Raw genomic sequence first — 13706 nt, 5'->3', positions numbered from 1 at the left:
TTAAATATCACAGATTGAAACAGCTTGCTTTAATGAGGCCATTCGATCTGCATTTTTAGGAATAAACTCTTGTGCTACAAAACCTTTAAAGCCGGTTTCTGCAATGGCTTTCATGATGGCAGGATAATTCAGTTCTTGCGTTTCATCAATCTCGTTTCTGCCCGGTACGCCTGCAGTGTGATAGTGCGCAAAGTATCGATGGTTATTTTTAATGGTTGAAATTACATCTCCTTCATCTACCTGCATGTGGTAAATATCGTAAAGTAATTTGAAGTTTTCAGAATCTAATCGCTTACAAAGTTCAACTCCCCATGCGGTTTTACTGCATTGATAATCTTGATGATCGATTTTGCTGTTGAGCAATTCCATCACCAGCGTTACCTGATGTTGCTCTGCCAAAGCAATGAGTTGTTTTAACGCTTCTACACAATTATTCCAACCCGTTTCATCGTCCATGCCTCTTCTATTACCACTAAAACAAATTAAGTTTTTATAACCTGCTTTGGCAACCAATGGAATCATTTCCGAATAATTCTTGATCAGAATTTTATGAAATTGTTTATCATTGAAACCATCAACTAAATTAATTTCGGCACCATTACACATGGACGACTGCAAACCATGTTTTTTTAGTATCGGCCAATCTTTTGGGCTAACCAGGTCGATGCCGGTAAGCCCCATTTTTTTACTCTCAATGCAAAGTTCATCTAAACTGAAATCGTTAAAACACCAACGGCAAACCGAGTGATTGATATTGCCTTTTAACGGATGGTTTTGCATTGGTGATTCCATGTTTTAAATAAACAAACACCGAATGTGATCTAACAATCGGTGTTTAGTTAACTATTTTGAATAAGATTAAATGGCTTTAGCGTCTATTTCTGATTTCGTTTTATCGTTGAAAGTTAATGCAAAGAGGATGAATACTGCAGCAGCAATTCCCGCAGGAATGGTCCAAACCATTTTCCAATTTGTTATGGTTCCAGATTTGTATGAATCAGTAATCATACCGGCAACCTCGAAACCAATCAACATACCAACACCGTATGTGGCCAGCGTGATTAATCCTTGGGCTGAACTTTTATATTTTTCTCCAGCTTTTGAATTGGTGTAGATTTGACCAGATACAAAGAAAAAATCATAGCAAACACCATGCAGTGCTATCCCAATGATAAGCATAAAACTTAAGTCGCCGGCATTTCCATAAGCAAATAATATATATCTTAAAGCCCAAGCCAGCATACCTACTAAGATGGTTTTTTTGAATCCATATTTTGAAAAGAAAACAGGAATTGCTAGTAGAAATAATGCTTCAGAGATTTGCCCAATAGCCATTTTACCTGTTGGATTAGATACTTTAATATCTGCTAAAAACAAACCTGCATTTTGATAGTAGAATGCTAAAGGTATACAAATCAGAATTGCAGAGATAAAGAATATCGCGAAGTTTTTATCTTTTAGCAATTTAAGGGCATCCAAGCCAATTAAGTCCCCAATTTTAATTTTTTCATCAGCAGATACTTTTGGTGGGGTTTTTGGAAGGGTAAAGCTAAATAAACCAAGCACCAGTGATACTATTCCCGCCATTAGAAAAGTATTCTTAAGTAAACCTGTTTGTATGCCTTCGGGAGAATCCCAGTGAAAAACAAAGCTGATTAGCAAACCGGCAATAATCCATCCAATCGTACCCCAAACACGTATTTTCGAAAACTCTTTTTCTGGATCTTTCATTTGGTTAAACGAAACTGAATTAACCAATGCTAACGTTGGCATAAAGAGAATCATATACCCTAAAACATAAGGATAGAAAACACTTACATCAGGTGCTTTATACATTTGGTACATAAGAACTGCACCAACCAGATGCAAAACACCTAGTATTCTTTCAGCATTGAAATATCTATCTGCAATTAATCCCACTATAAAAGGAGCTATAATTGCACCCCATGATTGTGTTCCAAACACCGAAGCAGATTCGGAACCAGTTGCCTTTAAGTTATTACCCAGGAAGGTTCCCAGCGTTACAAACCAAGCTCCCCAGACAAAGAATTCCAGGAACATCATGGTAGAAAGTTTAAAGCGAGTAGTGCTATTCATTTGGTTTATATAAGGTTAATGTTTAGGCTAAGACTGAGGTTTAGGTTAAGACCAAGGTTAAGGTTTAGGTTGAGAGTAAGGTTGTGATCTCAACCTTAACCTCGACCTCAACTCAAATCTTATTTTATAGTTCTTTTATTGAAATGTTTTTGTACCAAACTTCATCGCCATGATCTTGCAATGCAATTTTTCCTGATCTGTAAGTTCCCCAGTTTTCCCATTTAGCAAACTTGCTTCCTGCAATTAGGTTTTTCCAGTTTTCATCCCAAAGGGTGGTTTTTACTACTTCAACGCCGTTTAAAACTAGCGTTAAATTTCCTTTTTTGCTGATGATTTCTGCTTTATTCCATTCACCAACTGGTTTAACAGGTTCTGATTTACTTTTAACCAAGTCATATAAATCACCAGAACGGTGTTTAGTGATTTTTCCATCAGGATGACCATCGTTATCTAACACCTGCATCTCTAAACCTGTAGAGTAGGTAGCATGATATTTTGGTTCCTCGTGTACGTAGAAAATAAGTCCGCTATTTGCTTTTGGAGCTACCTTCCACTCATATTTCAAGTGAAAATCTTTATATTCTTTATCGGTAACTAAATCGCCACCGCCATCTTTTCCTTTAGTTTTAGGATCCAGATGTAAGGCACCATCTTGAACTTGCCAGGCGCTGCCTACATTAGTTTTGTTATAAGTGTGCCAGCCTGTTGTTGTTTTTCCATCAAATAAAGGCTTGAAACCTTTTTGAGCCTGAGAAATTTGAGTAACTGCCAACATAATGCAGGCAGATAGGATGAGTTTTTTCATTGTGTGTATGTGAATAGACCTCGTAGATTATTAAAATCTGCGAGGTCTGTAATCAAATTAAAGAGTTAAGTTATTCCAACCAGAACGGTATTCGCGTTTTACGAATTGATTTGCTTCATCAAAATTGGTAATTTTCATATTATCGTTATCCCAAAGCATTTTCATGTATCTTCCAGGATAAGTGTTTTTGCCGTTTACGTTCTTTTTGATATCGAAACTTCTAATGGCCAGATTTGCCATCAATAGTGCTTCCGTTAGCGGACCAGCGATTTCGAATGGAGAACTAACTTCCTGTTTTCCATAACCTGCAATTGCTGCATCAACCCATTGCGCATAATGACCATTTGCGCCATCTTTTACACGGGCATATTTTTCTTTAACTTTAATGTCTTTGTTTCTGCTTAAAGGCAATAATTTAGGATTTGCACTATAAGTTTCAGACATCATTTTGCCTTTTGTACCTATAAATAAGGTACCGTTACCACCATCGCCAAATGTTTCATTTGCTTCAAGTTCTGCTGGGCGTTCTGGCTGAATTCCGCCGTCCATCCAATGCAAAGTAACATCACCTTTGGTTTTATCTGTTTTAGGGAACTTTAAAGTAACATGGCTTGAAGGAGGACAGCTTTCAGGGAAATATCCACGTTTAAATTCATCAACGTAAACAGAACCCACACTTGCCTCAACCTCTTTTGCATATTTTAAATTCAGTACACTAAACGGAGCCTCAATTAAGTGGCAACCCATATCACCTAGTGCACCTGTTCCATAATCCCACCAGCCACGCCAGTTAAAAGGAACTAATTTATCTACGAAATCTTTTTCAGGAGCGGTACCTAGCCATAAATTCCAGTCTAATTCTTTTGGAATATCAGCCTTTTTTGCAGGCCAGGGAATACCTTGAGGCCAAACCGGACGGTCAGTCCATGCATAAACCGTATGTACATCGCCAATTAAACCAGCCTCGTACCATTCTTTCATTTGACGAGGACCATCGTTTGATGCACCTTGATTACCCATTTGAGTAACCACTTTATATTTCTTAGCAGCAGCCGTTAAAATACGGGCTTCATAAATATCGTGTGTTAGAGGTTTTTGAACATATACATGTTTACCCAATTGCATGGCTGCTAGTGCCTGGATGGCGTGGTTATGATCGGGAGTGGAGATAGATACCGCATCGAAATTTTTATGCTCTTTATCTAACATCTCACGATAATCCTTGTAGTATTTTGCTTTAGGAAAGTTTTTAACACTTGTTGCTGCCCTGCGGTCATCTACATCACATAGGTAAGCAATATCGGCTTTTCCACTTTTAGCAAACATATTAATGTCGCTCTGTCCTTTGCCACCAACACCAATACTGGCAATAATTAAACGGTCGCTTGGAGCTAAATAGCCCGGCCCACCCAAAACATGGCGTGGAACGATCATAAATGCAGCTGCAGCTATAGCGCTTGTTTTAATAAAATCACGGCGGTTAGTTGTGCTTTTATTTTCTTGATCTGTTTTCATTTAGTATCTGAAGTTTAATAGGGATTTTAGCTTATTTTTTCTTCAACGAAAGAATGTATTTAACCATCAATTTAGCATCTGCTGGTTTAAGTGTAGAGTGAGCTGTCATTGGCATAGTACCCCAAACCCCTGTACCACCTTTAATAATTTTATCGGCCAGGTAATTGATGTTTTTTTCTGTAGTTGGATATTTTTTAGCGATCTCAGTATATGACGGACCGATAATTTTATTCACTTTGTTGTGGCAGCCAATACAATCTGATTTGTTAATCAATTTCTCGCCTGCACTCATTTGAAACTCATGATTGGTTGAACTAGCCGTTGCAACCACCATTTTCTCCTTCTCTAAATCTGCGCTCGAAAAAGACGCCATAAGTATTACTATTGCGCCTAAACCTAAAAATGTTTTTTTCATTGTGTGTGTTGTTAATCTTGTAATCCTAATATTTTTGTGTTGAAAGCGCTATCACTACCCGATGCTGCAAAATCATCAAATGCTTTGTCTGTTACATTGATAATGTGTTTCTGGATAAATTCAGAACCTTCGCGAGCACCATCTTCCTGATTTTTAATGCAACATTCCCATTCCATAACGGCCCAACCTTTAAAGTCGTATTGCGCTAATTTACTGAAAATGGTTTTAAAATCAACTTGGCCATCGCCAGGAGAACGATATCTACCGGCTCGGTTGGCCCAACTCTGGTATCCACCAAAAGTACCCTGTTTACCTGTCGGATTAAACTCGGCATCTTTAACATGAAAGGCTTTAATTCTTTCGTGATAAAAATCAATGTACTGAATGTAATCCAATTGCTGTAACACAAAGTGAGATGGATCATACAATAAGCATGCCCGAGGATGATTATTTACCGCGGCAAGGAACATTTCGTAAGTTTCCCCATCAAATAAATCTTCGCCAGGATGAATTTCATAACAAACATCAACCCCGCAATTGTCAAACTCGTTCAATATTGGTGTCCATCGCTTTGCCAATTCTGCAAATCCTTCTTCTACTAAACCTGCAGGCCTTTGTGGCCATGGGTGAAAATATTGCCACAGCAAAGAACCGCTAAATGTAGCATGTGCATTTAAACCTAGGTTTTGCGAAGCTTTAGCTGCATATTTCATTTGTTGAACTGCCCATTCGGTTCTGGCTTTTGCATTGCCATGCACTTCTTTCGGCGCAAAAGCATCGAATAAATCATTGTATGCCGGGTGCACAGCCACCAACTGACCTTGCAAGTGAGTAGAAAGTTCTGTGATTTCTAAACCATAAGAAGCAATATTACCTTTCAGCTCATCAGCATAAGTTTTGCTTTCTGCAGCTTTTTGAAGATCGATAAATCTGGAATCCAAAGTGGGCATTTGAATGCCTTTAAATCCTAGCCCGGCAGCCCATTGGCAAATATTATCCAAAGAATTGAAGGGCGCTTCATCACTAATAAATTGCGCTAAAAATACTCCTGGTCCTTTTAAAGTTGTCATGCTTAATTTTAAATTTTATAATCCCACCATTTCTGATCGGATTTACTCGAATCTACTACGTTTTCAATAAATGCCATTCCACGAATTCCGTCTTCAGCATTTGGAAAATCAAGCATTTCTGCAGTAGGCTGTTCGTTATTTAGTTTTGCATTTACCGTTAAGGCGAAGTTTTTATAAATATTGGCAAAGGCTTCTAAGTAACCTTCCGGATGCCCACCTGGTGTACGGGTGTTGTGTTGTGCAAAACTGCCCATGTAACCGTTTCCTGTTCTGTAAATTTGAGCAGGTGCGTTAGACCATTTTACGATTAGCGTATTTGGCTCCATTTGATGCCATTCCAATCCACCTTTTTCGCCATATACTTTAATTTTTAAGGCATTTTCCTCACCAGCAGCAATTTGCGATGCGATTAAAACGCCGTTTGATCCGTTGTCGAATTTCAATAAAACGTTTCCGTCATCATCAATGGCTCTTCCGGGAACAACGATATTTAAATCGGCACAAATTTTAGTAATCTGCAAGCCAGAAATATATTCGGCAAGATGAGCAGCGTGGGTACCAATGTCGCCCATGCTACCGCTTTTCCCTGTTTTAGAGGGATCGGTTCTCCATGCGGCTTGTGCATTTCCTTCTCTTTCTGATAAAGTACTGAGCCAACCCTGAGGATATTCAACAATAATTTTTCTGATTTCGCCTAAAGCACCTTCGCCAACCATTTGTTTGGCTTGCTTAACCATTGGATACCCAGAATAAGTATGGGTTAAACAAAGTGTTAATCCAGTTTCATCAACCTTTGCTTTCAGCTGTTTTGCTTCTTCCAACGTTAATGTCATTGGTTTTTCTATCACCACATTAAAGCCATGTTCTAAGGCCATCATTGCTGGCGCAAAGTGTGCGAAATTCGGGGTTACAATCGTTACGAAGTCAATTTTTTCATCAGCAGGCAGTTCGCTTTCTGCTTTGATCATCTCTTCGTAATTGCTATATATTCTGTTATCCGGAAGGAACAATAGTTTTCCAGATTCGTACCCAACTTCGGGATTTACACTTAAGGCTCCGGCAGAAAGTTCGATTAAACCATCCATGTTCGCAGCCAGGCGATGTACAGCACCGATAAACGCGTCTTTACCGCCGCCTATCATGCCCATTCTTAATTTTCTCTTCATCATTAAAAAGTGGTAAGTTGTAAATTATAGGTTTTACGTAAAACCTATAATTTACAACTTATAACCAATTTATATATTATTTTTCTTTAGCTCTTTTACAGCGTAATCTGCTGCACGGGCAGTTAATGCCATAAAAGTTAAGGATGGATTTTGACAAGCGATTGATGGCATACAAGCTCCATCTGTTACGAAAACGTTGCTCACTTCATGCATTTGATTCCACTTGTTAAGCACTGAAGTTTTTGGATCGTTGCCCATTCTAGCGGTTCCCATTTCGTGGATAGCCATGCCTGGATAACAGCCATTGTCGAATGTTTTGATGTTTTTTAATCCTGCTTTTTCTAACATTTCAGCAGCATCATTCATCATATCAACACGCATTTTCTTTTCGTTTTCTTTGTACTCGCAATCAATCGCTAATACTGGCTGTCCCCACTTGTCTTTCTTGGTTTTATCGATGTATACTTTGTTTTCGTAGTAAGGTAACATCTCGCCAAAACCACCTAAGCCCATGGTCCATTTACCTGGTTTGGTCATTTTCTCTTTCAAGCCTGAACCAAATGATAATTCGGCCACATCGCTTTGCCAATTACTTCTGTTTGCACTGCCCTGATAACCGAAACCACGTAAATAATCGCGTTTGTCGTTACCAATATTCTGGTAGCGCGGAACATAAATTCCATTTGCACGGCGGCCATAAGTGTATTTGTCATCAAAACCTTCTGCTTCGCCATTGGCTCCACAACGGAAATGGTGATCCATTAAGTTGTGACCTAATTGTCCGCTTGCATTACCCAAACCGTTTGGATGAGCATCTGAAGTAGAGTTTAATAAAATAAATGTTGTACCCAATGTAGAGCCGTTAACGAAAACAATTTTCGCATAGAATTCCATTGTTTCATTGGTTTGCGCATCGATTACCATTACCCCTTTTGCTTTCTTTGTATCCTTATCATAAATAATATGGTTTACGATAGAATATGGTCTAAGCGTTAAGCGTTTGGTAGCCATTGCTGCCGGTAGGGTAGAAGATTGCGTAGAGAAATATGCTCCAAAAGGGCAACCACGGCTACATAAATTTCTGTATTGGCAATTACCGCGGCCTTTATGCGGAACGGTAAGGTTAGCTACACGACCGATCATCATGATACGTTCTCTGTTGTAAGCTTCCTCGATACGTTTTTTAACCGATTTTTCTACAATGTTCATATCCATTGGAGGAAGAAATTCTCCATCTGGACAAAGTGGCCAGTTTTCTTTTGATCCACTGATCCCTGCAAATCGCTCTGCGTAATCATACCATGGAGATAATTCTTTATAACGCACTGGCCAATCGTTTCCGTGACCATCTTTGGCGTTATCTTCGAAGTTATGATCACTTAAACGATAACTTTGACGGCCCCACATTAATGATTTTCCACCAACATGGAAACCACGGTACCAGTCGAAACGCTTATCTTCTGTGTACGGACATTCCAAATCGTTCACCCACCATTTTTCATTGGCTTCCTGATACGGATAATCCCTTTTTTGTACAGGGTGTGTACGTTTTTGTTCTTCGGTTAATTTACCTGCATGCTGAAATTCCCAAGGGCTTTTCATCGCGTTTTCATAACCGGTAATGTGTTCAATGTTCATTCCTCTTTCGAGCATGAGCACTTTTAGTCCTTTTTCGGTAAGTTCTTTTGCAGCCCAGCCGCCACTAATTCCCGATCCTATAACAATAGCATCGTAAGTATTTTCTGCTTTTAAATTTGTATTTAAATTCATGATGTTTTGTTGTTGTAGTTTAGAAATTAGGTTGCCCAAGATTTTTGTCCAGGTTTTAATGGCGCACTTCCGTCATACCTTCCAGGAACGAGGATGTATTCACGAGCTTGTGTACAACCAATTTCTGAAGCGTAATAGCCTAGTAAAGTTAAATCTCTGGCTGTGATAAAGAAGTAAGCCAAATCTTCGTTTTCAGGTACTTTGGTTTCTTTTTGAGCGATAGACATGAGTCTTAAATCGACCATTAGTTTGGTGCGTTCTGCAACACTTAAGCTCATGTAATTTTTCCCAAAATCTTTCATTGCTTTTTCCTGAAGTTGCTCAAAGCCTTTTGCAAATGATGTTTGCATTTTAGCTGGATAACAATCCTTCATCATCATCGGGATAAATTTGCCTAAACCAGCAGCTTTGGCACCCGGAGATGATTTAGTGGTGGGCACGATAATGTTCGCAAATTCAGCAAAGATTTTTTCATCCTGAACAGAGAATGATACAAAGTTTTTTTCGTTTTCAGGGAGCGTAAAACTTTCGAATAGAACGCCCATTGTGCTTGCAGATATCGCTCCTCCAAGTAAAAATGCGACGTTTTTGAGTGCTTCTCTTCTGTGCATCGTTGTATATTTTTTATATTGGTTCTTTATGCGTTGAATGAGTAATATTAGAAAAAATATGGCGTAATAATCAAATCTGACTGTTTAATTTAACAATCTGCAATGCGATTGTTACTACATAGAATTGTTCTAAATAAGATGATTATGACCGTCTCACTAACGTTTATTTGGTGTTTTTCTTTGTTCTATGCTTCGTGTGAATTATACAATATCTATATATAAAAGTAATATTCACTTGTAAAAAGAATACTTGGACTAAATCAAGTTGCTTTTAACGTAGTTGTAACTCTCAGTTATACTTTGGTAAACGTCTTTTTTAATCAAATCTTGTTCGGTAAAAATATAATCTACGCCCGCCAATTTCGACTCCGCAAAAATACTTTTGAAATCAATTTTTCCTGAACCTACCTCGGCGAAAACACTTTTGTCTTGTTTATCCATATCCTTAACATGAAACATTTTGTAACGCCCCGGATTTTTCTTAAATAAATCTACAGGATTTAAGCCAGCATTTACAGCCCAGAAAATATCAAGTTCAAAACCTACGAGGTTGGCATCGGTTTCATTTAACAAAATATCGTAGCCAGTGGCGCCATTTCCCTGATCTTTATATTCAAAGTTATGGTTATGGTAAGCTAATTTTAAACCAGCCTTTTTACAAAGTTCGCCTGCAGTATTAAATTTAGCAGCCATTCTTTTGTAATCGTCTAAAGTTCCATTTGTTCGTACATCAGTTGGAAGGGCAGGAATAACAAAATATTTTTGTCCGACACTGTTTGCCACTTCAATATGTGTTTTAAGTATTTTATCATCTCCGCTTGATAAAAATTCGGAGGTATTGTAATGCCCGCTAGGCGAAGTGAGTTTATTATCTTTCAATAAGTGATTAAAATCCTCAGCTGGTAAACCCCAAAATCCTTTTACCTCATATTTGCCGGGGTATCCATAATAGGTTTCTACCTGATTATAACCAATTTTGGCCACCTGTTCTATCGTGGCTTTAACATCGGCAGTAAGTTGCTCTCTTAGCGTAAACAAGCCTATGCCAATCTTCGAGATTTTAGCCGGTTGTGCCAATGCCGAAGTAATAATTGATGGACTTATAAATGCCGCGGCACCTGCTAAACCTGCCTTTTGTAGAAATGATCTTCTTGTTGTCATGATGTGTTAAATTAAAAAGCCGGAGCATAAGCTCCGGCTTTGAATGTTAAAATGAATAAGCCAATGATCCCCAGAAAGTACGTTGAAGTAAAGTTCTGCCAATCATCAATTGACCAGGCGTTACAGTAGAGAAATCTCTGAATTGATCTCCACGAACATCACCTTCAGTCAACACTTTCGCATCTAACAAGTTGTCTGCCCAAAATCTTATCGCCACTTTTTTACTAAAGTTATAACCTGCACCAGCTTTCATTACCACATATCCTGGTAACTTATAGCTTTCGCTAGGAGAGGTGAAGCGACTACCTACATAGTTTGCTGCAACGTATAAATTAAAGTTTTTAAAATCATAATTCGCTCCTAACTCAGTGTTTAAAACAGGAACACGTTCAGTTCTATTACCGGTAAAACTATACACTCGATTCCCGAATTCTGCTGCAACGGCGGCGTTTCCACTAGTATTGGCTTCGTAATCGGTATATTTTGAATCTTGTAAAGTACCGGTGAATCTTAAACTTAAAGGTTTAAATATTTTATATGAAATTTCATATTCTGCACTCCAGGTACGGGTAGAACCAAAGGCAACCAAGGCTTGTTGGCCAGCTGCTACCGTTGGTACATTAATGGTTAATGAAACATTTTTAATTGCTGAGTAACTTCCAGAGGCGAAAATAGCCAGGTTGTTTTTAGCATACTTAAAACCTACTTCGCCTAAGTACACCGGGCGTTTTTTAATGTTAGCGCCATTATATGCAGATGCATTATAATCGCCAATATTTGGTGCATTGTACGCTTTGGTAGCACGAGCAAACATACTAGCTGTAGTGCTTATTTTATAGTTTGCACCTACTGAAGCAGACCAGTTTGTTAACGTTTCATCGTAAGCGGTATAACCTAAAATATTAGGACTTGCCGCTGCCGCAATGTTCACTGTTCCGCTAGCATTCAATGCGTAGTAAGGTCTGTCGCCCTTTACATTCTGGTTATCGATTCGGGCACCGATATCCAAACGCCATTGCTCCGAAATCTTTATTTCATCGCCAGCATACAATGATAAAGTCCTGGTATTGCCAATAAAGGTGTTTTTAGTTTGTACTGTACGCTCAAGGGCATTTGGAGATTGTAGTATAATGCTTGGATGTTCCTTAAATTCGGTAAACGAACGGAAAGCAAAACGTAAATCATCTCTATTGTATTGATGAATACCTGCACCAATGTTTAAACTGTGGTTTTTGATGGTTTTCTTTAAGTCCAGGTAATTTACAATTTGAACATCGCTGTTGATTTGGCCCTGTGCATTTGAAGTTACCACATAATCTCCCGAAACAAAAGGCGCCACTGCTCCCCCTGGATAATAATAAGGAACAGCTGATGTTCTTGCTGTTATGCCTGCAGGTGCGGTATAAGTACTGTTGGTGTGCGTATTTTGATAGCGGAAGTTGTTCACAATCTGCCAACCACCGTCTGTTAAATAATTAAATTGAAACCCTGCAGAACCCAGTTTAGTATGGATACCATCTTTCAAACTAAAGCTGTGAGCGCCAGTTGTAGGATCATTGTAACTCCAATCTGTTTGTACAGGCACAATTGACTGCGTTGCCATGTTATAATCGCGGTAGGTGGTAGGCTTGCCTGTTCCATCGTATGGATAATAACTGGTTAATAGAAACTGAACCTTATCATTTAAGTACTTACCATATACACGAATAAAACCTTTGTTGTTTTTAAAATTAAAAGTCATGTTGCCTTTAATTTGTCCACCCTGGTTAGCTGGATTAAAACCTTGATCTACAACACCATTATCGGTACGATAAAAACCGCCAATGTTATATTTAATCTGATCATTTATTTTTCCACCTGTATTTCCGTCAAAGCGGTATAAACCTTGAGAAAATCCTGTGGTAAATTTAACCTGGCCATATTGTTTGTCGGCACCAACGTAACTTAAATTATTAACCACTGCACCTGGCGTATTTGCTTGGATGATAGAAGCATTGCCACCTCTTACAGCTTCAATGTTTTGGATGGTTAAATCTGTTTTATAGTATTGATCTACCGACGGATTGGTATTGAATCCGGTTGGCAAAAGTGGCAAGCCATCTTCTTGGATACCTAAAAAGATATACCCGCCTTGTTGTGGAAAACCCCGTACCCAAACATTACCTGGTCCATCGCCACCCGTGCTTTCTACCGTTAAACCGGGTATCGCTTTTAATAAATCGGTACTGTTTAATGGCGCTCTATTGGTGATGTCTTTATTACTTACGGAAGTAATGGCTACAGAACTTTCGAGTTTTTTCTTTGGATTACCACCCGTTACCATTACGCTTTCCAGTTGGAGATTATCTTCAGATAAACTAATGCTAATGTTTTCATCGGCATTGCCAGCCGAAAGATTAACTTCTTTCGAAATGTAGCCTACATAACGCACCACTAATATGCGGCTATCAACCGTAAGTCCTTTAAGTGCGAAATTTCCATTTTCATCAGTCGTGGTCCCGATTGTTTTGCCTTTTACGGTTATAGAAACGCCGGGAATTGGATTGCCTTTGCTATCTAAAACCTTACCGGTGACTACACCATCGAAGGCTTTCAGCAGCTCAAGGTTGTTATTGGCGGGAATAGAATAGAGTAAAATTTGATCTTTAACTATCCTATATCCCACGTCATAACGTTTTAGCGAATTCTCAAGAAAGTATTTAAGTTTTTGGTTAACTACATTGATAGAGATCTTTCTATCAGAATTTATTAATTGCGGACTGTACACAAACTTTACGTTTGCTAACATTTCCGTTTTAGCAATAATGGTTTTAATATCAGTTTGATCGGCTTTGATCGAAATGGGTTTATTTAAAAATTCCTGAGCGTCGACATTTTTGGCAAATGCAGCACAAGTGAAAATAGTTATTGCAAGTATTTGGTAAATCGAAACTCTCATTGCATATATCGCCAGCGAAATAAGTTGATTTTTTTTCATAAATTTGGTTATTGTTCATTAAATGATTGGATTTATTGGACATAGAAATACCATGAATACATTCTAATGTATTTAACTCGCCGGCAATGCCCCACATTGTCGGCTTTGTTTTTAGAAAA

General features: G+C 38.5%; 11 protein-coding genes. All 11 read right to left on the bottom strand.

Annotated elements, in window-relative coordinates; all coding sequences use genetic code 11:
- The 11 genes from ACZZZC_RS19650 to ACZZZC_RS19600 all read right to left on the bottom strand — a co-directional run bounded on the left by ACZZZC_RS19650 (position 1) and on the right by ACZZZC_RS19600 (position 13587).
- Positions 1 to 792 (bottom strand): hydroxypyruvate isomerase family protein, encoded by a 792-nt coding sequence (locus ACZZZC_RS19650; protein WP_463483689.1) that lies wholly within the window; start codon positions 790 to 792, stop codon positions 1 to 3.
- 66 nt (positions 793 to 858) lie between these two features.
- On the bottom strand, positions 859 to 2097 hold the full coding sequence (locus tag ACZZZC_RS19645; protein ID WP_463483688.1) for a nucleoside permease: 1239 nt from the start codon (positions 2095 to 2097) through the stop codon (positions 859 to 861).
- A 124-nt stretch (positions 2098 to 2221) separates the two neighbouring features.
- Complete coding sequence (locus tag ACZZZC_RS19640) at positions 2222 to 2902, bottom strand: 3-keto-disaccharide hydrolase (protein WP_463487965.1); 681 nt, start codon at positions 2900 to 2902, stop codon at positions 2222 to 2224.
- A 57-nt stretch (positions 2903 to 2959) separates the two neighbouring features.
- Positions 2960 to 4417 (bottom strand): Gfo/Idh/MocA family protein, encoded by a 1458-nt coding sequence (locus ACZZZC_RS19635; protein ID WP_056851659.1) that lies wholly within the window; start codon positions 4415 to 4417, stop codon positions 2960 to 2962.
- A 31-nt stretch (positions 4418 to 4448) separates the two neighbouring features.
- Entirely contained in the window at positions 4449 to 4832 is a 384-nt protein-coding gene (locus ACZZZC_RS19630) for a c-type cytochrome (protein WP_463487964.1), read from the bottom strand.
- 11 nt (positions 4833 to 4843) lie between these two features.
- The gene (locus ACZZZC_RS19625) at positions 4844 to 5902 is read right to left on the bottom strand and encodes a sugar phosphate isomerase/epimerase family protein (RefSeq protein WP_463487963.1); all 1059 of its coding nucleotides are present in this window, start codon (positions 5900 to 5902) and stop codon (positions 4844 to 4846) included.
- Positions 5903 to 5910: 8 nt separating this feature from the next.
- Entirely contained in the window at positions 5911 to 7068 is a 1158-nt protein-coding gene (locus ACZZZC_RS19620; protein ID WP_463488245.1) for a Gfo/Idh/MocA family protein, read from the bottom strand.
- Between the two features lie 69 nt (positions 7069 to 7137).
- A complete protein-coding gene (locus ACZZZC_RS19615) occupies positions 7138 to 8838 on the bottom strand; it encodes a GMC family oxidoreductase (protein WP_316809016.1) in 1701 nt (566 codons plus the stop codon).
- A 26-nt stretch (positions 8839 to 8864) separates the two neighbouring features.
- The gene (locus ACZZZC_RS19610; RefSeq protein ID WP_463487962.1) at positions 8865 to 9449 is read right to left on the bottom strand and encodes a gluconate 2-dehydrogenase subunit 3 family protein; all 585 of its coding nucleotides are present in this window, start codon (positions 9447 to 9449) and stop codon (positions 8865 to 8867) included.
- 255 nt (positions 9450 to 9704) lie between these two features.
- Positions 9705 to 10610 (bottom strand): TIM barrel protein, encoded by a 906-nt coding sequence (locus ACZZZC_RS19605; protein WP_463487961.1) that lies wholly within the window; start codon positions 10608 to 10610, stop codon positions 9705 to 9707.
- A 46-nt stretch (positions 10611 to 10656) separates the two neighbouring features.
- Complete coding sequence (locus ACZZZC_RS19600) at positions 10657 to 13587, bottom strand: TonB-dependent receptor (RefSeq protein ID WP_463487960.1); 2931 nt, start codon at positions 13585 to 13587, stop codon at positions 10657 to 10659.
- Positions 13588 to 13706: the final 119 nt, after the last annotated feature.

This window comes from Pedobacter sp. AC212, assembly GCF_979258625.1.
Note: the sequence above shows the minus strand (reverse complement) of the source record. Positions and strands in the feature narration are given on the sequence as shown.